A 26,111-nucleotide genomic window follows, 5' to 3' on the forward strand; every position below is an offset into this window, starting at 1 on the left:
TGCCTCCCCGCCTCGATAATGACTGTAGATCGCGGCGCGCCAGGGAGCATCTTTATGTGGGAGCTGGCTTGCCTGCGATTGCATCACCTCGGTATCACTGATAAACCGAGGCGCCTGCATCGCGGGCAAGCCCGGCTCCCACATTAATCCGCATCCCATATAAAAATTGGCGTCGCCCAATCAGTCGAGTTTCAATTTAAGCCCAGCGCTTGCCAGATTCGCATCACCTGTCGCCGTTCGTCGGCAAACTGGTCCCCGGCGACCGTGCCGGCCTCGTTCTGCAAGGCCTGGCGGTGGGCGGCGGAGCGGTAGGCCTTATATACCTCACGCAGCAAATGGGCATCGGCGGCGGGCATCAGCCCGACCTGCTCAAGGCCCTCCAGAATGCGAATATTGTCGGTGTAGCGCAGCAACGATGGATGTTGCGCAGACCACGCCAAAGCCGCGTATTGCACCATAAATTCAATATCGACGATACCTCCGGCGTCCTGCTTGAGGTCGAACACCGCCGTGGCCTCGAAGGCATTGGCGCCCCTGCCGGCCGCCGTGGCCTTGGTACCCAGGTTATCGCGCATCTTGGTGCGCATCTCGCTGACCTCCTGGCGCAGCTTCGCCAAGTCCCGTTCACGCCCCAATACGTTGGCACGTACCTGCTCGAATGCATGGCCCACATCCTGGCTGCCCACCAGCACCCGTGCGCGGATGAGCGCCTGATGTTCCCAGGTCCAGGCTTCATTTTGTTGATAGCGATCGAAGGCGCCCAGGGAACTCACCAGCAAGCCGGAGGCGCCGGAAGGTCGCAGGCGCATGTCCACTTCATACAGTTGGCCGGAGTTGGTCTGGGTGGTCAGCAGGTGAATGATGCGCTGGCCCAGACGCGTGAAGAACTGCGCGCCGTCAATCGGCTTGGCGCCATCGGTCTCGGCCTGGGGGTCGCCATCGTGGATAAACACCAGATCCAGGTCCGAACCATGCCCCAGTTCGATGCCGCCGACTTTCCCATAACCGACAATGATGAACCCAGGATCGCACAGGGTACCGTCCAGGCGCTGCGGCGCGCCGTGGCGGGCGACAGTCTGGCGCCAGGCCAGGGCCAGCACTTGCTCAAGAATGGCTTCGGCCAGCCAGGTGAGGTAGTCGCTGACTTTCATCAGCGGCAGGCTGCCAGCGATTTCCGAGGCCGCGACTCGCAGGCGGTGCGCCAATTTAAAGTGACGCAGGGCCTCCATTTGCTGTTCAAGGTCGTCCTCGGGAATGCGGGTGAGGCGCTCGCGCAGCTCGGCAGCCAGCTCCGGCGCCAGCGGCGGCTTGAACAGGCGGCCCTCGTTGAGCAGCTCATCGAGCAACAACGGGAAACGGGTGATCTGTTCGGCGATCCACGGGCTGGCGGCGCACAGGGTCAGCAGGCGACGCAGCGCATCCGGGTTCTCGGTGAGCAACACCAGATAGGCCGAACGCCGGGCGACGGCCTCCACCAACGGCAACACGCGCTCCAGCACCAGGTCCGGGTTGGCGTGCTCGACCGCCTGGGCCAGCAGGCGCGGAATGAATGCATCCAGACGCTCGCGCCCCAGCCGCTGCATGGCACGCAACTGCGGGCTGCCACGCAGGCCGGCCAAGGCCTTGAGGGCTTTGGGTGCATCGGTGAAACCGCCCTCGGCCAATTGACGGCATGCGGCGTCGTCATCCTGGGATTCCTCCCACAGCGGCAACCACTCACCACCGACGACCAATTCACTTTCTTCGCCTTCTTCTTCATCAGGGTCGGCAATCACTTGACGAAAGTGCCAGTCCACGCGGCCACGCCAGTACATCAGGCGTTCGTGGAACGCAGCCCAGTCGCTGAAGCCCAGCATGAAGGCGATACGCGCCTGATCTTCGGGATTGTGCGGCAGCATTTGGGTCTGGCGGTCGGCAATCGCCTGGATGGCGTGCTCGGTGTAGCGCAGGAATTCGTAGCCATTGCGCAGTTCGGTGATCACCGCAGCCGGCAGGTAACCCTGCCCCTCAAGCGTACCCAGCACGTTCAGCAGTGGGCGTTGTTGCAGGCTGAGGTCGCGGCCGCCATGAATCAGCTGGAACGCCTGGGCGATAAACTCCACCTCCCGAATGCCGCCTGAGCCCAGCTTGATGTTCTCGGCCATACCCTTGCGCCGTACTTCCTGCTGGATCAACTGCTTCATGGTGCGCAGCGCTTCGATGGCGGAAAAGTCCAGGTAGCGGCGGTAGACGAACGGGCGCAGCATATCGAGCAACTGCGCGCCGGCCACTTGATCACCGGCCACTACGCGCGCCTTGATCATGGCGTAGCGTTCCCAATCCCGGCCCTGATCCTGGTAGTACTGCTCCAACGCGTTGAAGCTGAGCACCAGCGCACCGGCCGAGCCGTAGGGACGCAGGCGCATATCCACACGGAAGACAAAACCGTCGACCGTCATAGGATCCAGGGCCTTGATCAATTTTTGACCAAGACGAATAAAGAATTCCTGATTGTCCAGGGAGCGCTTTACCCCCACCGTCTCGCCGCCTTCGGGGTAGGCAAAAATCAGGTCGATATCCGACGAGAGATTCAGCTCCACCGCACCGAGCTTGCCCATGCCGAGGATGACCATATGCTGCGCCTCACCGCTGCGCCGCCCGGTCGGCGTGCCGAACTGCGCGCAGTGGCGCTGGTACAGCCATTGGTAGGCCTGGTCGATGCTGGCGTCGGCCATGTCGGAAAGGTCGCGACAGGTTTGCACCAGGTCGGCCTGGCGCGTCAGGTCGCGCCAGATGATGCGCACCTGCTGGCGCGTGCGCTGGCGGCGCAGCACGCGGCCCAACTCATCTTCTGTTTCGGCCTGTTGCACGGCGCCGGCAATCTGGCTGCACAGCTCACCGGGCGCAAAGCTGCGGTCCAGCTCACCCCAGGCCACCAGTTCGAGCAACATCAAAGGGTCACGAACACTCTGTTCAATGACAAAATCACTGGCAGCGCACACGCGGGCGAAGTCGGCCCACCGTTGCGGCGTCCACGCAGAAAGGCCATGATCGTCGTCCAGCGCGGCCACCGCGTCACGAAATGACTGCTCGGCCCGCTGGGCATAAGGCAAGAGAATGGCCGGCAGTTCGGCCAGCGTTGGAAGGCTCATGGTCTATCCTTGATCGGCGTGTAATTGGCGTGTAGTTGTGAACGCAAGAGCCATGCTCGATGAAGGACTGTCGAACAAAAGTTAGAAATAGCTGAAATTAAATTAATCTTGGCAGGCAACATCAAACTTTCACCTTTTCTTGTTCGCAATAGACCAACAATAACGATTATGCTCACCAGCAAGACCGAGCCATACGCTCAGTCTTGTGTAGTTTTACTACTCGTATATACATTCGAAAGGCTGAAATGGCCGACGATTTGTAGTAAAACTACAGGACGCCGAAGCAACCTTCGGCCATCCAAGAATTTATGTCGTCTGCCCACAAGGCCAGTCGCAAACTTCAGGCAACCGATTCTGGTAGCCTTTCCGCCCTGGAGCAAGCCATGCAAGACCTCGATCCCGTCGAAACCCAGGAATGGCTGGACGCCCTGGAATCGGTTCTCGACAAAGAAGGCGAAGACCGTGCTCACTACCTGATGACCCGTATGGGCGAACTCGCGACCCGCAGCGGCTCGCAACTGCCTTACGCCATCACTACGCCATACCGCAACACCATCCCCGTTACCCACGAAGCACGCATGCCTGGCGACCTGTTCATGGAACGCCGCATTCGCTCGCTGGTACGTTGGAACGCCATGGCGATGGTAATGCGCACGAACTTGAAAGATTCGGACCTGGGCGGTCACATTTCCAGCTTCGCTTCCAGCGCCACCCTGTATGACATCGGCTTCAACTACTTCTTCCAGGCCCCGACCGACGAACACGGCGGCGACCTGATCTACTTCCAGGGCCACACCTCGCCAGGCGTCTACGCCCGTGCGTTCATGGAAGGTCGCATCAGCGAAGAACAAATGAACAACTTCCGCCAGGAAGTCGACGGTCAGGGCCTGTCGTCCTACCCGCACCCTTGGCTGATGCCTGATTTCTGGCAGTTCCCGACCGTTTCCATGGGTCTGGGCCCGATCCAGGCGATCTACCAGGCACGCTTCATGAAGTACCTGGAAGCCCGTGGCTTCATCCCGGAAGGCAAGCAGAAAGTCTGGTGCTTCCTGGGCGACGGCGAGTGCGACGAGCCGGAATCCCTGGGGGCCATTTCCCTGGCCGGCCGCGAGAAGCTCGACAACCTGATCTTCGTCATCAACTGCAACCTGCAGCGCCTCGACGGCCCGGTTCGCGGCAACGGCAAGATCATCCAGGAACTCGAAGGCGTGTTCCGTGGTGCTCAGTGGAACGTGACCAAGGTCATCTGGGGCCGTTTCTGGGACCCACTGCTGGCCAAGGACGTCGACGGCATCCTTCAACGTCGCATGGACGAAGTCATCGACGGCGAGTACCAGAACTACAAGGCCAAAGACGGCGCGTTCGTTCGCGAACACTTCTTCAACACGCCTGAACTCAAGGCGATGGTTGCCGACCTGTCCGACGACGAAATCTGGAAGCTCAACCGTGGCGGCCACGACCCGTACAAGGTCTACGCGGCGTACCACGAAGCGGTCAACCACAAAGAACAACCGACCGTCATCCTGGCCAAGACCATCAAGGGTTATGGCACCGGTGCCGGCGAAGCGAAGAACACCGCGCACAACACCAAGAAAGTCGATGTCGACAGCCTGAAGTTGTTCCGCGACCGCTTCGACATCCCGGTCAAGGACGAAGAGCTGGAGAACCTGCCGTTCTTCAAGCCAGAGCCAAACAGCGCCGAGGCCCGCTACCTGAGCGAGCGCCGCAGCGCACTGGGTGGCTTCGTGCCACAGCGCCGCGCCAACAGCTTCAGCGTACCGACGCCGGACCTGAGCACCCTCAAGGCCATCCTTGACGGCTCGGGCGACCGTGAAATCTCCACCACCATGGCCTTCGTGCGCATCCTCGCGCAATTGGTCAAGGACAAGGACATCGGCCCGCGCATCGTCCCGATCATCCCGGACGAAGCCCGTACCTTTGGTATGGAAGGCATGTTCCGCCAGTTGGGCATCTACTCCTCCGTCGGCCAGCTCTACGAGCCAGTCGATAAAGACCAGGTGATGTTCTACAAGGAAGACAAGAAGGGCCAGATCCTCGAAGAAGGCATCAACGAAGCGGGCGCCATGAGCTCCTTCATCGCTGCCGGTACTTCGTACTCCAGCCACAACCAGCCGATGCTGCCGTTCTACATCTTCTATTCGATGTTCGGCTTCCAGCGTATTGGCGACCTGGCTTGGGCAGCAGGCGACAGCCGTACCCGTGGCTTCCTGATCGGCGGTACCGCCGGGCGTACCACGCTGAACGGCGAAGGCCTGCAACACGAAGACGGTCACAGCCATATCCTGGCTGCCACCATCCCGAACTGCCGCACCTTTGATCCAACCTACGGCTATGAGCTGGCGGTGATCATCCAGGACGGCATGAAGAAGATGACCGAAGAGCAGCAGGACGTTTTCTACTACATCACCGTGATGAACGAGTCCTACCAGCAGCCAGCCATGCCGGCCGGTGTGGAAGAAGGCATCATCAAGGGCATGTACCTGCTCGAAGAAGACACCAAGGAAGCGGCGCACCACGTACAGCTGATGGGCTCCGGCACCATCCTGCGCGAAGTGCGTGAAGCGGCGAAGATCCTGCGTGACGAATTCAACGTCGGCGCCGACGTGTGGAGCGTGACCAGCTTCAACGAACTGCGTCGCGACGGCCTGGCCGTAGAGCGCAGCAACCGTCTGCACCCTGGCCAGAAGCCAGCCAAGAGCTACGTCGAAGAGTGCCTGGCCGGCCGTAAAGGTCCAGTCATTGCCTCTACCGACTACATGAAACTGTTTGCTGAACAAATTCGCCAGTGGGTCCCGTCCAAGGAATTCAAAGTCCTGGGCACCGATGGTTTCGGCCGCAGTGACAGCCGCAAGAAGCTGCGTCACTTCTTCGAAGTCGACCGTCACTTCGTGGTGTTGGCAGCCCTGGAAGCCTTGGCTGACCGTGGTGAGATCGAACCCAAGGTGGTGGCTGACGCCATCGTCAAGTTCGGGATCAACCCGGAAAAACGCAACCCACTGGACTGCTGAGGAGATTTTTTGTGAGCGAACTCATTCGCGTACCTGACATCGGCAGCGGTGAAGGTGAAGTAATCGAGCTGTTTGTGAAGGTCGGCGACACCGTCGAAGCCGACCAGAGCATCCTGACCCTGGAGTCGGACAAGGCGAGCATGGAAATTCCTGCTCCCAAGGCCGGCGTGGTCAAGAGCCTGAAGGTCAAGCTGGGCGACCGCCTGAAAGAAGGCGACGAACTGCTGGAACTGGAAATCGAAGGCGCCGCTGATGCAGCCCCTGCGGCGGCTCCGGCTGCCGCTGCTGAACCTGCGCCTGCCGCTGAAAAACCTGCTGCCGAGGCCCCAGCGGCCCCGGCTGCTGCACCTGCCGCCGCCACCGTCCAGGACATTCACGTCCCGGACATCGGCTCGTCGGGCAAGGCCAAGATCATCGAGCTGCTGGTCAAGGTCGGCGACACCGTCGAAGCCGATCAGTCGCTGATCACCCTGGAGTCCGACAAGGCCTCCATGGAAATCCCTTCGCCGGCTGCCGGCGTAGTGGAAAGCATCGCGGTCAAGCTGGAAGACGAAGTCGGCACCGGTGACTTCATCCTCAAGCTGAAAGTACAAGGCGCTGCCCCGGCCGCCGCTCCAGCACCGGCGGCTGCTCCGGCTGCCAAGGCTGAAGCCGCTCCGGCCGCTGCTGCCCCGGCACCTGCTGCAAAAGCCGAGGCCACACCGGCCCCTGCTGCTGCCGCACCTGCGCCAAGCGGTGCCAAGGTGCACGCCGGCCCTGCCGTGCGTCAGTTGGCCCGCGAGTTCGGCGTCGAGCTGAGCGCCGTCTCGGCCAGCGGCCCGCACGGTCGTGTGCTGAAGGAAGACGTGCAGGCTTACGTCAAAGCCATGATGCAAAAGGCCAAGGAAGCACCGGCTGCCGGCGCGACGGGCGGCTCGGGCATTCCGCCGATCCGTACCGTGGATTTCAGCCGCTTCGGCGAAACCGAAGAAGTGCCGATGACCCGCCTGATGCAAATCGGCGCGGCCGGCCTGCACGCCAGCTGGCTGAACATCCCGCACGTGACTCAGTTCGACCAGGCCGACATCACCGACCTGGAAGCTTTCCGCGTTGCGCAGAAAGCCGTGGCCGAGAAGGCCGGCGTGAAGCTGACCGTGCTGCCACTGCTGCTCAAGGCCTGCGCGCACCTGCTCAAGGAACTGCCGGACTTCAACAGCTCGCTGGCGCCAAGCGGCAAGGCGATCATTCGCAAGAAATACGTCAACATCGGCTTTGCCGTCGACACTCCGGATGGTCTGCTGGTACCGGTCATCAAGAACGTCGACCAGAAGAGCCTGCTGCAACTCGCTGGCGAAGCGGCTGCGCTGGCTGCCAAGGCCCGCGACAAGAAGCTCACCCCGGATGACATGCAGGGCGCCTGCTTCACTATCTCCAGCCTCGGGCACATTGGCGGCACTGGCTTCACGCCAATCGTCAACGCGCCGGAAGTGGCGATCCTGGGTGTTTCCAAGGCCACCATCCAGCCTGTGTGGGACGGTAAAGCGTTCCAGCCCAAGCTGATGCTGCCACTGTCGCTGTCCTACGATCACCGTGTGATCAACGGCGCCGCCGCTGCACGCTTCACCCAGCGCCTGAGCCAGTTGCTGAACGACATCCGCACCATCCTGCTGTAAGCCGCAGAGCCTTCCCTTTACGGGGAAGGCCCTTGCCGCACCGATTTCCGAGCGCCACGCTCGTACCTCAACCCCGCCACTTGGCGGGGCTTTTTTTGTGCGCTCGGTGTACGCACAGAACAGGTTTGTACACCTTCTGTCACTTCGATTGCAGAAATCCCCCGCACGGCCGATAACTGCCTTATAGCACTTAGCCTTCATCCTCTCTTGTCAGTGCGTGCCGCATGATGCAACCTTGCCGCAGGCGACAGTAAAGAGGGCGTGAGCCGGGCGCCACGCGCATTTTCCCAAGCGAGTTTCCCCATGAAAAGCCAACCCGATGTCGCCCGTATGGCGGCCGAGGTAGTGACGCAATTACCGGTGCCTTCGCGCCTCGGTATGCTGCGTTTCGAGCGGCTTAATGAGGCAAGCTGGGCCCTGCTGTACCTCGATCCCAATTGCGAGCGCCAGTTCGGCCTGCCAGCTGTGGAACTCTGCGCGCTGATCGGCACGCCCTACGCCAGCCTGATGGAGCCCCAGGCCCGCTATCAGCTGCACGACGCAATCCAGCAGCAACTGACCCACAGCCCCCATTACCTGGTGCGCTATACCCTGCACACCCATGACGGCCCGATGAGCCTGCTGGAAATGGGCGAGGCCTACAAACAACACAACCGCCATCTGCTGCGCGGCTACCTGATGGTGGTCGACGGGCTGTTCAGCGATACCACCGCGCCCGCCCCGACCGCTGACCTGGAAAACCAGAACAGCCGCCTGCAGATCGCCCTGGAACTCAACCAGCGCGCGCAGCAGGAACAGTTGCAACACCTGGAACGGGTGCGCGCCCAGCAGGAGCTGATCCTGCTGCTGGCCCGACAGCGCTACACCACGCCCAATTCGCTGCAAGAAGCCGCTGAGCTGATCACCCGTAGCGCGTGCGACATCTACCAGATCGACTGCGCCAGCATCTGGCACCTCGAAGGCCAGCATCTGGTGCCTATCTCGGCGTACCACCGCGCCGACCAACAGCACCGCCTGCCCCAAGCCATCGATGCCAGCGGTTTCCCGGATTATCTGGAAGCCCTGCACTCCAGCCGCGCCATCGACGCCACTCATGCCCAACGTGACCCGCGCACCCGGGAAATGGCCGAAAGCCTGCGCGCCAACGATATCCACGCGATGCTCGACGCCAGTATTCGTGTCGACGGCCAGGTCGTCGGCGTGCTGTGCCTGGAACAAAGCGGCAGCTCACGTGCCTGGCAGTCCGATGAAATCGCGTTTGCCGGCGAGCTGGCAGACCAGTTCGCGCAAGTCATCAACAACCACAACCGCCGTACCGCCACCAGCGCCCTGCACCTGTTCCAGCGTGCTGTGGAACAAAGCGCCAATGCCTTTCTGCTGGTCAATTGCGACGGCGTGGTGGAGTACGTCAACCCCAGCTTCACCGCAATTACCCAATACAGCGCGGAAGAAGTCCACGGCCATCGCCTGGCGCAACTGCCAGCCCTGGAAAATCTCAGTGAGTTGCTGTTCGACGCGCCGTCGGCCCTGGCCAAAAGCAACAGCTGGCAAGGCGAGTTCAAAAGCCGGCGCAAGAACCTGGAGCCCTACTGGGGCCAGTTGTCGATTTCCAAGGTGTATGGCGATAACCGCGAGTTGACCCACTACATCGGCATCTACGAAGACATCACCCAGACCAAGCTGGCGCAACAGCGCATCGAGCGTCTGGCCTACACCGACAACCTGACCAACCTGGGCAACCGACCGGCGTTCATCCGTAACCTCGACGAACGCTTTGCCCGCGACAGCGACAGCCCGATCAGCCTGCTGCTGGTGGACATCGACAACTTCAAGCGCATCAACGACAGCCTCGGCCACCAGACCGGCGACAAGTTGCTGATCAGCCTGGCCCGCCGTTTGCGCAATAGCTTGAGCAGCGGTGGCAGCCTGGCACGCTTTGCCAGTAACGAGTTCGCAGTGCTGTTGGATGATTCCGACCTGGAGACCGGCCAGCAGGTCGCCAGCCAGTTGCTGGCCACGCTCGACAAGCCGATGTTCGTCGACAACCAGTTGATCAGCGTCACCGGCTCCGTGGGCCTGGCCTGCGCGCCGCTGCATGGCCGCGACCCGCAGACGCTGATGCGTAACGCAGGGCTGGCGCTGCACAAGGCCAAGGCCAACGGCAAACACCAGGTGCAAGTGTTTACCGAAGCGTTGAATGCCGAAGCCAGCTACAAGCTGTTCGTGGAAAACAACCTGCGTCGCGCCCTGACCCAGAACGAGCTGGACGTGTTCTACCAGCCCAAACTGTGCCTGCGCAGCGGCCGTCTGCTGGGCATGGAAGCGCTGTTGCGCTGGAACCACCCGGAAAAGGGCATGATCCGCCCCGACCAGTTCATCAGCGTGGCCGAAGAGACCGGGTTGATCATTCCGATCGGCAAATGGATCGCCCGCCAGGCGTGCCGCATGAGCAGGCAGTTGAGCGCCGCCGGCATGGGCAATTTGCAGGTGGCGATCAACCTGTCGCCCAAGCAATTTTCCGATCCGGACCTGGTGACCTCGATTGCCACCATCCTCAAGGAAGAACAGCTACCGGCCAACCTGCTGGAGCTGGAGCTGACCGAGGGTTTGCTGCTGGAAGCCACCGAAGACACGCGCCTGCAACTGGACCAGTTGAAAAGCTTTGGCCTGACCCTGGCCATGGACGATTTCGGCACCGGTTACTCGTCGCTGAGCTACTTGAAAAAATTCCCCATCGACATCATTAAGATTGATCGCAGCTTTATCCACGAGATCCCGGATAACCAGGACGACATGGAAATCACCTCGGCAGTGATCGCCATGGCTCACAACCTCAAGCTCAAGGTGGTGGCCGAAGGCATCGAGACAGCCGAACAGTTGGCGTTCCTGCGCAGACACCGCTGCGATGTCGGCCAGGGCTACCTGTTCGACCGACCGATCCCCGGTGCAGAGCTGCTGACAATGCTTAAACGCTACCCGCGCGGGCCAATCGCCTGACAGCGCTGTAACACTCGGGCACACTGACTGTCTGACAATTTACTGTTACTCAACCTGACGAGAGGACTGATCATGGTCTTGCGCTCGGAAATTCTGGTGAACAAAAACGTGCTGCCTACTCAAGAACAAGCTTTGCCTGGCCGTGAAACCCCGATGAAGCTGCCGGAAACGCACTTCGTCAACGGCAACCCGCTGCTGGGTCCGTTTATTGATGACGTCGGTTTTGCGATCTTCGGCCTGGGTTGTTTCTGGGGCGCTGAACGTAAATTCTGGGAACGCGACGGCGTGGTCAGCACGGTGGTCGGCTATGCCGGCGGTTTCACGCCGAACCCGACCTACGAAGAAGTCTGCTCGGGCCTGACCGGCCACAGCGAAGTGGTGCTGGTGGTGTATGACCAGGCCAAGCTCAAGTATGAAGACCTGTTGAAGATGTTCTGGGAACTGCATAACCCGACCCAGGGCATGCGCCAGGGCAATGATATTGGCAGCCAGTACCGTTCGGTGATCTACGCCACCACGCCTGAACAACTGGCGGCGGCCAAAGCCAGTGCCGAGGCTTATCAGCAAGAGCTGAACAAGGCCGGCCTGGGTGAGATCACCACGGAAATCGAAGAAGCACCGACGGTGTACTTTGCCGAGGCGTATCACCAGCAGTACCTGGCGAAGAATCCGCAGGGGTATTGCGGGATCGGCGGCACAGGCGTGACCTGCCCGATCTAAGGTCAACATAGAACCAAATGTGGGAGGGGGCTTGCTCCCGATTGCGGTGTGTCAGTTACAGAAGTACTGACTGACACTCAGCAATCGGGAGCAAGCCCCCTCCCACATTTAGTTTTGTGTGTGGCCTGAGCGCTGACTATTCAGCGATAAGCCAATCCATCTGCCACCCACCCTGGGTCTGCCCAAGTTTCTTGGACAGCCACGGCAGCAACTCACGCAACTCCTCTTCCAGACCCCACGGCGGGTTGGCAATCGCCAGGCCCGAGCCGGTCAGGGTGTTGGGCGTGTCCAGTGGATGCACCAGCAGTTCCACCCGCAGCAGCTTCGGCGCACCGGTACCGGCCAGGTCCTGGTAGAAGCGGCGCAACATGCGCTGGTCCTTCACCGGGTACCAGATCGCCGCGACCGTCTGGCGCATGCGGCTGACGGCTTCCTTGAGGGACGCCGCACAACGCTGCATTTCGTCGAGCTTCTCGAACGGCGGGTCGATCAGCATCAACGCGCGTTTTTCCGGCACCGGCAACAGGGCACGCGGCACATGCCAGCCTTCGCCCAGATGCACTCTGACCCGGCGATCACCCTTCATATTGTCCTTGAGCAGCACGCCATCTTCGGGGTGCTTCTCGTTGAGCAGCACACGGTCCTGGGGACGCGTGAGGCGTCGCGCCAGCTCCGGCGAGCCCGGGTAGTAGCGCAACTGGCCGTCCGGGTTCATCTCGTGCAGCACGCGCATGTAGTCCGCGGTGAGCGGCGGCAGGTCGCTTGCGCCCCACAGGCGAGCGATGCCTTCCAGGTATTCACCGGTGCGGTTGGCCTGGTCGCCCTGCAAGTCGTACAGGCCAATGCCGGCATGGGTGTCGAGGTAGGCGAACGGCTGCTCCTTGCGCGACATCAGGGCGATGAGGCGGGTCAAGGTCAGGTGTTTGAAGACATCGGCATGGTTGCCGGCGTGAAAGGCGTGACGATAATTCATGGTTGCTCCTGCGCAGGGGGCGAAGTTTACCTTCTACCGGTGCAAAGGTGCAGGGCCGCATGGCGGGCGGTACGGATATCACGCGAGCCTCATGGGTTTAACTCAGTTGTACGCCAAGGTAGTCCGCCACCTCGGCATGGCCGATATCCGGCCTGCGTGCGAAGTAGGCGACCTTGTGCTGCAGGATCGTGGGTGTAAACGCAGTGTATAAGTCGGGACGCTGCTCCTGGAGCCATTGCAACACGTTGTAGATCAGCACCTGGGGCGAGTGTTGCGCCAGGCTTGCCAACAATGGCGCCGGCACTCGCCACCAAGGGCTGGGTTTGGCCGCAGCCACCTGGCGGGGCGAGACTGCCAACGACTGTCCATTGATTAAGTAACGCTGGAATACGGGCAGCACAGTGGCGGCATCGTCACCCAACTGCTGCAACATCGGCAAAAACTGCGCGCCATCCCAGAAGCGCAAAAATACCGGCTGATCTTCAGGCAGGTACACCTGGGTCAAACCCTTCAAGTGATCGATCACAACCTCCAACGGGCACGAAGACACCGCCAGCCAGCCCCAGTCCAAGGCCTGGGTGGTGGCTACCCAGTCGAGAAAAGCACTGCCAGGCTCGACAACGCCAACATAAGGCATCACCTCATTCCAATCGGCATAGGGCGTGCCCGCCCACACCGGTTGCGGCGGTGGTGCGACCGCTATGGTTTGCCAGGCTGCAAACGGCTTGGCCTCGCTGGTGTTGCCCATGACGACGTATAGCTGCTCATCAGGCTGCAACGGTTTTTGGGCCAGCCAGGCGCGGGGCGTCAAGGGTGAGGCCATCAGGGGAAACTCCGTGCGTGGGCGCTGATATCGCACTGCCCGTTTTTGCAGCGCTCACACTCTTCGCAAAACGGCGCACTGCGCTTGAGGCTGGCCACTTGCGCAGGGCTTAGCGGCGCGGGAATAACGGCCAACAATGTTTCCTTCACCCCCGGCATTAACGGCGGCGCCGCCGGAACAGGCGCGCCGCCTGGCTGGATTGGCACACTGCTGAATATCCCGCCCGCCGACAGCGTGATCGACTGCCCGCCCGCTTGAATCGTCACGCTGGCCCCCGCATCAATGACGATGCTTTGCCCAGCGCCCAATTGAATGGTCTGCCCGGCACGCATGTACTGCGAACCGCCGACCGCCAGATGATCATCCTGCTTGAGTTCAGTGAGGCGGTTGCCATGGGTGATGCGCCGCTCTTCACCCTGCAACTCATGGTGCGACTCGCCGCCCACCCGCACACGACGCTGGTTATCGACCTGCACCTGTTGGTCATTGAGCACATGCTGGGTCCAGTCCCGCTGGGCGCGCAGGTAGATTTCCTCGGCCCCCTTACGGTCTTCGATGCGCAGTTCGTTGTAGCCTCCACCGCCCGGGCTGCTCTGGCTACGCAGGATACTGCGGGTCTTGTCCGCCGGCAGGTCGAGGGGCATCGGCGTGGCGGCATTAGGCAGGCACCCCACCACCAGCGGCATATCCAAATCACCATTGACGAAGCCCACCAGCACCTCCATGCCGACCCTGGGTATCAGCACCACACCATAGCGGTCATGGGCCCAGCCGCTGGCCACCCGCAGCCAGCAACTGGAATGATCGTTGTGCTCGCCGATGCGATCCCACGCCATCTGCACCTTTACCCGTCCGTATTCGTCGCAATGGATCTCACTGCCAACCGGGCCAGTGACCACTGCGCTTTGGTAACCCGATATCGTCGGGCGCGGCTGCTCAGCCAAGGGCGGGCGAAAGATTGCATCCCACGGCGTGGCAACAAAGGTGTTGCCATACCCCTGACGAAACGCCCCGCCAACCACCTCGGTGACCGCTTCCTCCAGCACCTGGGGCTGTTTGCCTTCGTGGGTGACTTGGGTGACCAGCCATAAGTCATTCCACTCCTCGCGCGGGTGCTCCCTCAATTGCAGGAACCTGCCGCCGGACAAGGCCGGTTCGTCGCTTTGCCCCTGGGCGATGCGGTAGTCGCTGCGGTGCCGCTCCAGGCTACGCTGGGCGAGGTATTTGCCATGGGCCCGGTCGGAAAAATAGCCGGGGAACTGCTGCGCCTCAAGCTTGGGCAACTGCGCGTCGGCCGCCGTGCTTTGCAGCTCGAGGTGCGGTTTGCAAAAATCGTAATCGCGCAGATTGACCGCCGTGGTGCGGGCTGCCAATTGCAGTGTGAAACGCTTGATCGCCGGCGCCTGGGCAACCATGCCCGACCCAGGCCGGTACGGCGTGGGCTGATCGACCTGGGCAAATACCGTCTGGTCATCGCCAAACACCAGCAAATGAGCATCGGGGCAATGCTGAAAGTGATAGTGAATGCCGACTTCGGCACACAGACGTTGGATGAACGCCAGATCCGTCTCACCGAATTGCACGCAATACTCACGCTCAGGGTATTGACCGCTCAGCCGGAACTCAAAGCTGTCACTGTGGATGCCCTGCCCCGCCAACACCTGCGCAACGATCTGCGGCACCGTCTGATGCTGGAAAATCCGCTGATGACTGCTGTGCGCCAGATACGCCAGGTGCGGCGCCAGGCTGAGCTGGTAGCGTGTCAGGCGCCGTCCGGAATCGCCCTGGGCGACCCGGTACACCAGGCCATGCACACCATGGCCGCGGTCATCGAAACCCAGGTATACCTGACGATGCAGCAAGCTCTCCAGGTCGATATCCGGCTGCTCGCTGACCAGCTCAAGTTCGAAACGGTAAGGCTGGCTGATGGCCTCGGAGCCACTGAACTCATACACCTTAAGGTCACTGGGCGCCCCATCCAGGGCCAGGGTAAATGCACTTTGGTTGGCAGGAGCGAACATCCGGTGTTTCTCTGCGAAGGGTGGCAGCCGATTCTGCACCAGCTTTTTGCCCGGCCGGGCGTATCGCCGGCAAATCAGTAAGGTCCTACCTGTGCCTTCATCCAGCCACCCTCGAAGGCAACCAGGCGAACTGGCCGAAACAAAAACGGCCCGCCATCCAAAGGACGCGGGCCGTTTTTGTTTCAACTGGACAGGCGCTCAACGCCCGGCGCAGTTATTTGTTGAGGTTGTAGTCTTTTTCCGCAGCATCAAAACGCTCGACCATACCAACCGTCGGTGCGCCCATCTTGCTCACGAAGTAGATCGCCAGACTGGCGAAGATGAAGCCTGGGATGATTTCGTACAGACCCAGCAGTTCAAAGTGCTTCCACACGATCACGGTGATCGCGCCGACCAGGATGCCGGCCAGTGCGCCGTTGCGGGTCATGTTTTTCCAGATCACCGAGATCAGCACCACAGGGCCGAACGCAGCGCCGAAACCGGCCCAGGCGTAGCTGACCAGGCCCAGCACGCGGTTTTCCGGGTTGGCGGCCATGGCGATGGCGATCAAGGCCACTACCAGCACCATGATCCGACCGACCCAAACCAGCTCAAGCTGGGAAGCGCCTTTACGCAGGAACGCCTTGTAGAAGTCTTCAGTCAGGGCGCTGGAGCACACCAGCAACTGGCAGCTCAAGGTACTCATCACCGCCGCGAGGATCGCCGACAGCAATACACCGGCAACCCATGGGTTGAACAGGATTTTGGCCAGTTCGATAAACACTCGCTCAGGGTTTTCAGTGACCGGGCCAGCCACTTCCGGATGCGCCGAGAAGTAAGCGATACCGAAGAAGCCCACCGCCACGGTGCCGCCCAGGCACAGGATCATCCAGGTCATGGAGATGCGACGTGCGTTGGCAATCGACTTCACCGAGTCGGCCGCCATGAAACGCGCCAGGATGTGCGGCTGGCCGAAGTAGCCCAGGCCCCAGCCCATCAGCGAGATGATGCCGATGAAGGTGGTGTTTTTCAGCATGTCGAAGTTGGTCGGGTCTTTGGCTTCGATGGCCAGGAACGTGGTGTCCACACCGCCGGTGGCCAGCAGCACGATGATCGGCGTCAGGATCAGCGCGAAGATCATCAGCGTGGCTTGTACGGTGTCGGTCCAGCTGACCGCCAGGAAACCACCGATAAAGGTGTAGGCAATCGTTGCCGCAGCACCGGCCCACAGCGCGGTCTCGTAGGACATGCCGAAGGTGCTTTCGAACAGGCGGGCACCGGCGACAATGCCGGAGGCGCAATAGATGGTGAAGAACACCAGGATCACCACTGCCGAGATGATCCGCAGCAGGCCGCTTTTATCTTCGAAGCGGCTGGAGAAGTAATCCGGCAGGGTCAGGGCGTCGCCGTTGTGTTCGGTCTGCACCCGCAGGCGGCCAGCCACGAACAACCAGTTGAGGTAAGCACCGGCGATCAGGCCGATGGCAATCCAGCTTTCCGACAGGCCGGACATGTAGATGGCGCCCGGCAGGCCCATCAACAACCAGCCGCTCATGTCGGAAGCACCGGCCGACAAGGCTGTCACCACGCTACCGAGGCTGCGACCGCCGAGGATGTAATCGGAAAGGTTGTTGGTGGAGCGATAGGCCATCAAGCCGATCAGCACCATTGCTGCGATGTAGATCACGAACGTGATCAGGGTTGGATTGCTAACGCTCATATGAGTGACGCCCTGGCTTTGTTTTTATGTAGCGACGGTCTGTCAGATCGCCACTGGTGGATAACCGAGTAGACGAGCCTGCTAGCCGCGCATTTATGACTGGCGTTTCCCCAGGAAAGCCGCCAGCCGATGAACCAAACCTTAGAGGTGGTTGCACCTTGGTGCGCGAATGCTATTCAACAAAGCAAATAAGGTGCAACCAGTTTCTTGCGAATAAGTTGCACCCAGGTGTGATTTAGGACAAACGCCGTGTTTTTGCTCCTTTTCGGAGCAAGAACAGCCGATCTCAGAAGCAAACGCACCAATGCCGAGCGGATTTTGTCGAAGGCCAATTTTTTTCCGATCAACCGTCGAAAATTTCCTGAACAAAAGGGTTGCACCCGGTTGCACCTCTGCATGGGCAAAGCTAATCTTGCCGCCAGCAGATGCCACTCGGTAGTGGCACCCATGAGGATAAGAAAATGGCAACGACCACCCTTGGGGTCAAACTCGACGACCCGACCCGCGAGCGCCTGAAAGCCGCCGCGACCTCCATTGATCGCACGCCGCACTGGCTGATCAAGCAGGCAATTTTCAATTACCTGGAGAAACTCGAGGGTGGTGCAACCCTGTCCGAGCTCAATGGCTTGAGCAGCAAGGACGCCGAAGACGCGGGCGAGATCCAGGCTGACCACGCCCACCAGTGCTTCCTTGAGTTCGCTGAAAGCATCCTGCCGCAATCGGTACTGCGCGCATCGATCACCGCCGCTTACCGTCGCCCGGAACCGGAAGTGGTACCGATGCTGATCGAGCAGGCACGCCTGCCGGCAGACATGGCCGAAGCCACCAACAAGCTGGCTGCCACCATTGCCGAGAAACTGCGTAACCAGAAGAGCGCCGGCGGCCGTGCCGGTATCGTCCAGGGCCTGCTGCAAGAATTCTCCCTGTCGTCCCAGGAAGGCGTGGCGCTGATGTGCCTGGCCGAAGCGCTGCTGCGCATCCCGGACAAAGGCACCCGTGACGCGCTGATCCGCGACAAGATCAGCACCGGCAACTGGCAGCCGCACCTGGGCAACAGCCCGTCGCTGTTCGTTAACGCCGCCACTTGGGGCCTGTTGCTGACCGGCAAACTGGTCGCCACCCACAACGAAGCGGGCCTGACCTCCTCCCTGAGCCGCATCATCGGCAAAAGCGGCGAGCCGATGATCCGCAAGGGCGTCGACATGGCCATGCGCCTGATGGGCGAACAGTTCGTCACCGGCGAAACCATCGCCGAAGCCCTGGCCAATGCGAGCAAGTTCGAAGCCAAGGGCTTCCGCTACTCCTACGACATGCTCGGTGAAGCCGCCCTCACCGAACACGATGCCCAGAAGTACCTGGCTTCGTATGAACAAGCCATTCACTCCATCGGCAAAGCCTCCCATGGCCGTGGGATCTATGAGGGCCCTGGCATCTCCATCAAGCTCTCCGCCCTGCACCCGCGCTATAGCCGTGCGCAGTACGAGCGCGTGATGGACGAACTGTACCCGCGCCTGCTGTCGCTGACCTTGCTGGCCAAGCAATACGACATCGGCCTGAACATCGACGCCGAAGAAGCCGACCGCCTGGAACTGTCCCTGGACCTGCTGGAGCGTCTGTGTTTCGAGCCGCAACTGACCGGCTGGAACGGTATCGGTTTTGTGATCCAGGCCTACCAGAAGCGTTGCCCGTATGTAATCGACTACGTCATCGACCTGGCCCGCCGCAGCCGCCATCGTCTGATGATCCGCCTGGTAAAAGGCGCGTACTGGGACAGCGAAATCAAACGCGCCCAGGTCGAGGGCCTGGAAGGCTACCCGGTGTACACCCGCAAGGTGTACACCGACGTTTCCTACATTGCCTGCGCACGCAAACTGCTGTCGGTGCCGGAAGCCATCTACCCGCAGTTCGCCACGCACAACGCCCACACCTTGTCGGCCATCTACCATATCGCCGGTCAGAACTATTACCCCGGCCAGTACGAGTTCCAATGCCTGCACGGCATGGGTGAACCGCTGTACGAACAAGTGGTGGGCAAGGTATCCGAGGGCAAGCTGAACCGTCCGTGCCGTGTGTACGCGCCGGTCGGTACCCACGAAACACTGCTGGCCTACCTGGTACGCCGCCTGTTGGAAAACGGCGCCAACACCTCGTTCGTCAACCGCATCGCCGACCAATCGATCTCGATCCAGGAGCTGGTGGCCGATCCAGTGGCCAGCATCGAGCAGATGGCCACGCTGGAAGGCGGCTTCGGCTTGCCGCACCCGCGTATTCCACTGCCGCGTGACCTGTATGGCAGCGACCGCGCCAACTCGGCCGGTATCGACCTGGCCAACGAACACCGTCTGGCGTCGCTGTCCTGCGCCCTGCTGGCTACCGCGCACAACAACTGGAAAGCCGCGCCGATGCTCGGTTGCGCCTCCAGCCAGGAAGCGGCCCAACCGGTGCTGAACCCGTCCGACCTGCGGGATGTGGTCGGCCACGTACAGGAAGCTACCGTCGAAGACGTCGACAACGCGATCCAGTGCGCGATCAGCGCCGCGCCTATCTGGCAGGCCACCCCGCCCGCCGAACGCGCCGCGATTCTGGAGCGTGCCGCCGACCTGATGGAAGGCGAGATCCAGCCGCTGATGGGCCTGCTGGCCCGTGAAGCCGGCAAGACCTTCGCCAACGCCATCGCCGAAGTGCGTGAAGCCGTGGACTTCCTGCGTTACTACGCGGTGCAGGCGCGCAACGATTTCACCAACGATGCCCATCGCCCACTGGGCCCGGTGGTATGCATCAGCCCGTGGAACTTCCCGCTCGCCATCTTCAGCGGCCAGGTGGCTGCGGCATTGGCCGCCGGTAACCCGGTACTGGCCAAGCCTGCCGAACAGACCCCGCTGGTCGCCGCCCAAGCCGTGCGCATCCTGCTCGAAGCCGGCATTCCCGAGGGCGTGCTGCAACTGCTACCCGGCCAAGGCGAAAGCGTCGGTGCCCGCCTGGTGGGTGATGATCGCGTCAAAGGCGTGATGTTCACTGGTTCCACCGAAGTTGCTCGCTTGTTGCAACGCAATGTCGCCGGGCGCCTGGATGCCCAGGGTCGCCCGATCCCGCTGATCGCCGAAACCGGTGGCCAGAACGCGATGATCGTCGACTCCTCGGCACTCACCGAACAGGTGGTGATCGACGTGGTGTCGTCGGCTTTCGACAGCGCCGGCCAACGTTGCTCGGCCTTGCGTGTACTGTGCCTGCAGGAAGATTCGGCAGACCGCGTCATCGAAATGCTCAAGGGCGCCATGGCTGAATGCCGTCTGGGCAACCCGGAGCGCCTGTCGGTGGATATCGGCCCAGTGATCGACGCCGAAGCCAAGGCCGGCATCGAGAAACACATCCAGGCCATGCGCGACAAAGGCCGCAACGTTTATCAGGTTGCAATTGCCGATGGCGAAGAGATAAAGCGCGGCACCTTTGTGATGCCAACCCTGATCGAGCTGGAAAGCTTCGACGAGCTGCAACGCGAGATCTTCGGCCCGGTGCTGCACGTGGTGCGCTACAAGCGTAAAGAGATCGACCAGTTGATCGGCCAGATCAATGCGTCGGGCTACGGTCTGACCCTGGGCGTGCATACCCGCATCGACGAGACCATCGCCAAGGTGATCGACAACGTCAACGCCGGTAACGTCTACGTCAACCGCAACATCGTGGGTGCCGTGGTCGGCGTGCAGCCGTTCGGCGGCGAAGGCCTGTCGGGCACTGGCCCGAAAGCCGGCGGCCCGTTGTACCTGTACCGCCTGCTGTCGACTCGTCCTACCGACGCGATCGAGCAATCCTTCGTACGTGGCGACGCATTGACTGCACCGGACGTACGTCTGCGCGACGCCATGAGCCAACCGCTGACAGCCCTGAAAACCTGGGCCGACAGCCACAAGTTCAGCGAACTGAGCGCGCTGTGCACGCAATTCGCGGCGCAGTCGCAAAGCGGTATCACCCGGCAACTGGCCGGCCCGACCGGTGAGCGCAACAGCTACGCAATCCTGCCGCGTGAACACGTGCTGTGCCTGGCTGAAGTGGAAGGTGATCTGCTGACCCAACTGGCGGCAGTGCTGGCCGTCGGCGGTTCGGCGGTATGGCCGGAAACCGAGCTGACCAAGGCTCTGTTCCCACGCCTGCCGCGAGACATTCAGGCGAAGATCAAGCGCGTGGCCGACTGGACCAAGGACGACGTAGTGTTTGACGCCGTGCTGCATCACGGTGATTCCGACCAATTGCGTGCGGTGTGCCAGCAAGTGGCGCAGCGCGGTGGGGCGATTGTTGGGGTGCATGGGATGTCTCAGGGTGAGACGGCCATTGCCTTGGAGCGATTGGTGATCGAGCGGGCGTTGAGCGTCAACACCGCAGCGGCAGGCGGTAACGCCAGCCTGATGACTATAGGTTAAAACCTGTGGGAGGGGGCTTGCTCCCGATAGCGGAGTGTCAGTCAGCACATTGGACACTGACACACTGCTATCGGGAGCAAGCCCCCTCCCACATTGACTGCATTTCAATTCCCTGCCTGCGTTTTGCCCTTCCATCACCCAGATCAATCTTGCTATCCAGCCTTTATTCACGCGCTTAGACTCAGGCCAATTCCTTCAAAGGTAATCCGCCATGTCCGAGACGCTGCTCAGTTCCCGCAATCTGGCTTTCGAGCTGTACGAAGTCCTCGATGCCGAGGGCCTGACCCAGCGTGAGCGGTTTGCCGAACACAACCGCGAAACCTTCGACGCTGCGATCAGCACGGCGCGCAGCATCGCCGAAAAGTACTTCGCCCCCCACAACCGCAAGAACGACGAAAACGAACCGCGTTATGAGAACGGCCAAGCGATCCTGATCCCGGAAGTCAAACCCGCCGTAGACGCCTTCCTGGAGGCCGGTTTCCTCAACGCAGCCCGCAGTTTCGAAGCAGGCGGCATGCAACTGCCGACCTTGCTGTCCCAAGCCTGCTTCGCCCACTTTCAAGCGGCCAACGCCGCATCGACCTCCTACCCGTTCCTGACCATGGGCGCCGCCAATCTGATCGAAAGCTTCGGCACCGAGGAGCAGAAACAGCGCTTCCTGCAACCGATGATCGACGGGCGCTTCTTCGGCACAATGGCCCTGACCGAGCCCCACGCCGGCTCCTCGCTGTCAGATATTCGTACCCGCGCAGAACCGGCGGCTGACGGCAGTTATCGCCTCAAAGGCAACAAGATCTTCATCTCCGGTGGCGACCACTCGCTGTCGGAAAACATCGTGCATATGGTGCTGGCCAAATTGCCGGACGCACCCGCGGGCGTGAAGGGCATTTCGCTGTTTATCGTGCCCAAGTTCCTGGTCAACGATGACGGCAGCCTGGGCGAACGCAACGATGTGCTGCTGGCCGGGCTGTTTCACAAGATGGGCTGGCGCGGCACCACGTCCACGGCGCTCAACTTCGGCGATAACGGCAACTGCGTCGGCTACTTGGTGGGCAAACCGCACCAGGGCCTGAGCTGCATGTTCCAGATGATGAATGAAGCACGCATTGGCGTGGGCATGGGCGCGGTGATGCTTGGTTACGCCGGCTACCTCTACTCGCTGGACTACGCCCGCGAACGGCCCCAGGGTCGCCTGCCCGATAGCAAAGACCCAGGCACCGCGCCAGTGGCGATCATTCAGCACGCCGACATCAAGCGCATGTTGCTGACCCAGAAAGCCTATGTGGAAGGCGCCTTTGACCTGGGCCTTTACGCAGCCCGACTGTTTGACGACACCACCACCCTGGCAACCGACACTGAGCGCAAGCACGCCCACGAACTGCTGGACCTGCTCACCCCCATCGTCAAATCCTGGCCGTCGGAGTTTTGCCTCAAGGCCAATGAACTGGCGATCCAGATTCTCGGCGGCCACGGCTACACCCGCGAATACCCGGTGGAGCAGTACTACCGCGACAACCGCTTGAACCCGATCCATGAAGGCACCCACGGCATCCAGTCCCTGGACTTGCTTGGGCGCAAATTGGCGCAGAACGGCGGCGCCGGCTTGAAGCAATTGATTCGCCTGATCGCCGAGACCGGGGCCCGTGCGCAGAAGTACCCGTCACTTACGGCACTGCGAGAGCCGCTGGAGCAACTGGTCAATCGACTGCAAAGCGTCACCATTGGCCTGCTGACCGATCTCGCCCAGGGCAAGGTCAACAGCAGCCTGGCGAACTCGGCGCTGTACTTGAAAGTATTCGGGCATACGGTGATCGGCTGGCGCTGGCTGGAACAGGCGATCCGCGCTGAAGAAGGGCTGGCCAAGGGTGAGGCGGCCGATGCGGCCTTCTACAAGGGCAAGCTCCAGGCCGCCCGGTACTTCCTGACCTGGGAAGTACCGAGCTGCCATCACGAACTGGCAATTCTGGAGGCACGCGACGATACGTGCCTGGGGATGCAGGATGAGTGGTTCTAAGGCTGGATCGCCTTGGCAATCACCTCGACCGTGGCGCTGACTTGCTCTTGGTAACGGTCGAGTTCCTGCTGGTGAGCCTGTTGCATTTCGATCTGCTCGGCGCACAGGTTCAGCGCGGCCAGTACCAATAATTTGTCACCGATCAGGGTCGGGTACTTTTTCTTGGTAACCGCCAGGGAAGCCTTGAGCATGGTCACGGCATGCATCAGGGTCTGATCTTCGCCGGCCGGTGCCTTGATCGAGTAATCCTCTCCGAGAATCGAAACGACCTTTATCCCCTCATTCATGCGCTGACAGGCCCTGCACTCACACGCTCAACCAGGGCCTGGATGCGGGCGGCGGTGGCGCCGTGCTTTTCTTCCTGCTCCATCAGGTTCAGTTGCAGGCTGTCGTTTTCATCCTTGGCGCGAGCCAGTTCGGCCTTGAGGGATTCGTTGCTGCCCAGCAGCTCTTGATTCTGCTGTACCAGGTCGCTGACCAGTTGTTCCAATTGGCTGAGAGATGCTTCTAACATTTTGATTTCCCGGGCTTTTAAAAGGGCGGTGACGATAAAGAAAATTCACCTCGGATGCCAGGGATATCCCCGGCGTGCAGCCCGATTTATCGGGGCCGGGCCGCACTTTCGAGCCTTAGTGACTGCAATTACCCGATCTGGTTCCTCCAATGCCCCCAACCCTTCGTCAGATGCGACAAAAGCGCGCAGCCCCTTAAGACTTTAGTCGCAGGGCCGATAACGCAGGCACACCTCGTCTCATGGCCGCACGGATCGCGCTTCCTCCCAGGATTCCAGCATGTCTCTTCGTAATATGAATATCGCCCCGAGGGCCTTCCTCGGCTTCGCGTTTATTGGCGCCCTGATGTTGTTGCTGGGTGTGTTCGCCCTGAACCAGATGAGCAAGATTCGCGCAGCCACCGAAGACATCACCTCAGCCAGCGTGCCAAGCATTCGTGCCCTCGACGAATTCACCCAACTGACCCTGCGCCTGCGCGTGCTGTCGTATCGCTTGCTGACCAACCGCGAGCCGGATGTACAGCAAAAGACTTTGGAAGCCTTCGAGTTGCGCAATCAGCAGATTCGCACGGCCCACGGCATCTACGAAAAATTGATCACCAGCACTCAAGAGCGCAACGCCTACGACGAATACGTGCGCCTGCTGGGCCAGTACCACCAGATTGAAGAGCGCATGAAGAGCCTGTCACGCGCCAATCAGGTCGACGAGCTGCGCAACTTGCTGAACACCGAGTTGCTGAGCAACTCCGAGCAAGTCAACGCCGTATTGACCCGCTTGCTGGATATCAATAACGACGACGCCAACGCCACCAACCAGCAAGCCAAAGACCAATACGACATGGCCTTCGACCTGGTGGTGGGCCTGCTGGTGGTTGCCACGGCGCTGACCGTGTTGTTCGCCTGGTTGCTGACCCGCAGCATCACCCTGCCCATCGCCCGTGCCCTTGAAGCCGCCGAAGAAGTGGCCGAAGGTAACCTGACGCGCCCGATCACCGTAGACGGCAACGACGAAGCCGGCCGCCTGCTCGCCGCCATGGCCAAGATGCAAAACAAACTGCGCGATACCCTGCAACGCATCGCCGGCTCCGCCACTCAGTTGGCGTCTGCCGCCGAAGAGCTGAACGCCGTCACCGACGAAAGCGCCCGTGGCCTGACCCAGCAAAACAACGAAATCGAACAAGCCGCCACCGCCGTCAACGAGATGACCAGCGCCGTTGAAGAAGTCGCACGCAACGCCGTGAGCACTTCCGAAGCTTCGCGCAACGCCACCACCTCTGCCGGTGATGGTCGGGACCTGGTGCAGGAAACCGTCAGCGCCATCGAACGCATGAGCGCTGACGTGCAGGCCACCGCCTCCCTGATTGGCGACCTGGCCAATGAATCGCGGGATATCGGCAAGGTGCTGGACGTGATTCGCGGCCTGGCCGACCAGACCAACCTGCTGGCCCTGAACGCGGCGATTGAAGCCGCACGCGCCGGGGAAGCCGGACGTGGTTTCGCCGTAGTGGCCGACGAGGTGCGAGCGCTGGCCCATCGCACGCAACAGTCCACCAGCGAGATCGAGCGCATGATCGGCAGTATCCAGACGGGTACTGAGCACGCAGTGGATTCGATGCGAAACAGCACCGAGCGGGCCGAATCGACGCTGAACATCGCCAAGGGCGCGGGCATGTCGCTGGACACCATCAACACCGCAATTGTCGAGATCAACGAGCGCAACCTGGTGATCGCCAGCGCGGCGGAAGAACAGGCCCAGGTGGCGCGGGAAGTGGACCGTAATCTGGTGAATATTCGCGACCTGTCAGTGCAATCCGCTACGGGCGCCAGCCAGACCAGCGCCGCGAGCAGCGAATTGTCGCGCCTGGCAGTGGATCTGAATGGGATGGTAGGCCGCTTCCGCCTCTAACTGACGGCACTTGAAAATGTGGGAGGGGGCTTGCTCCCGATTGCGGTATATCAGTCAACTTATCTGCGGCTGACCCACCGCTATCGGGGGCAAGCCCCCTCCCAAATTTGCTTCTGCAAAAATTCAGAAAAAGCTTTTTGACAGCGCAGCAATTCAACAGGTTAGAATCGCTGGCACGCAGACTGCATGGTCAGTTCGCGCCCCGTCTTCCCTGCTCTGG

The 26,111-nt window shown here is 61.1% G+C and carries 14 protein-coding genes; 7 read left to right on the forward strand and 7 right to left on the reverse strand.

Annotation, left to right across the window (positions count from 1 at the left end; genetic code table 11):
* Window positions 1-191 precede the first annotated feature (191 nt).
* Complete coding sequence (gene glnE / locus E4O98_RS14575) at window positions 192-3,131, reverse strand: bifunctional [glutamate--ammonia ligase]-adenylyl-L-tyrosine phosphorylase/[glutamate--ammonia-ligase] adenylyltransferase (protein WP_078820123.1); 2,940 nt, start codon at window positions 3,129-3,131, stop codon at window positions 192-194.
* Between the two features lie 383 nt (window positions 3,132-3,514).
* Here glnE and aceE point away from each other — a divergent pair, with 383 nt between their 5' ends.
* From aceE to msrA, 4 genes are all read left to right on the forward strand, one after another.
* Complete coding sequence (gene aceE / locus E4O98_RS14580) at window positions 3,515-6,160, forward strand: pyruvate dehydrogenase (acetyl-transferring), homodimeric type (protein WP_003187985.1); 2,646 nt, start codon at window positions 3,515-3,517, stop codon at window positions 6,158-6,160.
* A gap of 11 nt (window positions 6,161-6,171) precedes the next feature.
* Window positions 6,172-7,812, forward strand: coding sequence for a dihydrolipoyllysine-residue acetyltransferase (aceF, locus tag E4O98_RS14585; protein ID WP_103733920.1), 1,641 nt, complete (start codon window positions 6,172-6,174; stop codon window positions 7,810-7,812).
* 303 nt (window positions 7,813-8,115) lie between these two features.
* Complete coding sequence (locus E4O98_RS14590; RefSeq protein ID WP_032878268.1) at window positions 8,116-10,809, forward strand: GGDEF and EAL domain-containing protein; 2,694 nt, start codon at window positions 8,116-8,118, stop codon at window positions 10,807-10,809.
* A gap of 72 nt (window positions 10,810-10,881) precedes the next feature.
* Window positions 10,882-11,529, forward strand: coding sequence for a peptide-methionine (S)-S-oxide reductase MsrA (gene msrA, locus E4O98_RS14595; RefSeq protein WP_078820121.1), 648 nt, complete (start codon window positions 10,882-10,884; stop codon window positions 11,527-11,529).
* Window positions 11,530-11,665: 136 nt separating this feature from the next.
* On the opposite strand, the gene rlmJ is transcribed toward msrA, so the two are convergent.
* The 4 genes from rlmJ to putP form a co-directional block, all read right to left on the reverse strand.
* A complete protein-coding gene (rlmJ, locus tag E4O98_RS14600) occupies window positions 11,666-12,502 on the reverse strand; it encodes a 23S rRNA (adenine(2030)-N(6))-methyltransferase RlmJ (RefSeq protein ID WP_248135596.1) in 837 nt (278 codons plus the stop codon).
* Window positions 12,503-12,599: 97 nt separating this feature from the next.
* On the reverse strand, window positions 12,600-13,325 hold the full coding sequence (locus E4O98_RS14605) for a DUF4123 domain-containing protein (RefSeq protein ID WP_032878271.1): 726 nt from the start codon (window positions 13,323-13,325) through the stop codon (window positions 12,600-12,602).
* The gene (tssI, locus tag E4O98_RS14610) at window positions 13,325-15,346 is read right to left on the reverse strand and encodes a type VI secretion system tip protein TssI/VgrG (protein WP_248135605.1); all 2,022 of its coding nucleotides are present in this window, start codon (window positions 15,344-15,346) and stop codon (window positions 13,325-13,327) included. The genes E4O98_RS14605 and tssI overlap by 1 nt, the downstream gene beginning before the upstream one ends.
* A gap of 214 nt (window positions 15,347-15,560) precedes the next feature.
* Window positions 15,561-17,045, reverse strand: a complete 1,485-nt coding sequence (putP, locus tag E4O98_RS14615; protein ID WP_005784119.1) for a sodium/proline symporter PutP — start codon at window positions 17,043-17,045, stop codon at window positions 15,561-15,563.
* 461 nt (window positions 17,046-17,506) lie between these two features.
* Here putP and putA point away from each other — a divergent pair, with 461 nt between their 5' ends.
* Both putA and E4O98_RS14625 read left to right on the forward strand, forming a co-directional pair.
* Window positions 17,507-21,460 carry a trifunctional transcriptional regulator/proline dehydrogenase/L-glutamate gamma-semialdehyde dehydrogenase gene (gene putA / locus E4O98_RS14620; protein WP_103733923.1) on the forward strand — a complete coding sequence of 1,318 codons (3,954 nt, stop codon included), beginning with the start codon at window positions 17,507-17,509 and terminating at the stop codon, window positions 21,458-21,460.
* Window positions 21,461-21,671: 211 nt separating this feature from the next.
* Entirely contained in the window at window positions 21,672-23,474 is a 1,803-nt protein-coding gene (locus E4O98_RS14625) for an acyl-CoA dehydrogenase (RefSeq protein ID WP_248135607.1), read from the forward strand.
* Here the strand turns inward: E4O98_RS14625 and E4O98_RS14630 are convergent.
* Together E4O98_RS14630 and E4O98_RS14635 are read right to left on the reverse strand one after the other, a co-directional pair.
* Window positions 23,471-23,761: a cell division protein ZapA gene (locus E4O98_RS14630; RefSeq protein ID WP_032878275.1), complete on the reverse strand. Its 291-nt coding sequence runs from the start codon at window positions 23,759-23,761 to the stop codon at window positions 23,471-23,473. The two genes, E4O98_RS14625 and E4O98_RS14630, sit on opposite strands and share 4 nt — an antisense overlap.
* A complete protein-coding gene (locus E4O98_RS14635; RefSeq protein WP_003187970.1) occupies window positions 23,758-23,988 on the reverse strand; it encodes a hypothetical protein in 231 nt (76 codons plus the stop codon). The genes E4O98_RS14630 and E4O98_RS14635 overlap by 4 nt, the downstream gene beginning before the upstream one ends.
* 277 nt (window positions 23,989-24,265) lie before the next feature.
* Here E4O98_RS14635 and E4O98_RS14640 point away from each other — a divergent pair, with 277 nt between their 5' ends.
* The gene (locus tag E4O98_RS14640; RefSeq protein WP_248135609.1) at window positions 24,266-25,891 is read left to right on the forward strand and encodes a methyl-accepting chemotaxis protein; all 1,626 of its coding nucleotides are present in this window, start codon (window positions 24,266-24,268) and stop codon (window positions 25,889-25,891) included.
* The last annotated feature ends 220 nt before the right edge of the window (window positions 25,892-26,111 follow it).

The sequence above is a fragment of the Pseudomonas sp. W2Jun17 genome, assembly GCF_023127795.1.
In the GTDB taxonomy this organism is placed as follows: domain Bacteria; phylum Pseudomonadota; class Gammaproteobacteria; order Pseudomonadales; family Pseudomonadaceae; genus Aquipseudomonas; species Aquipseudomonas synxantha_A.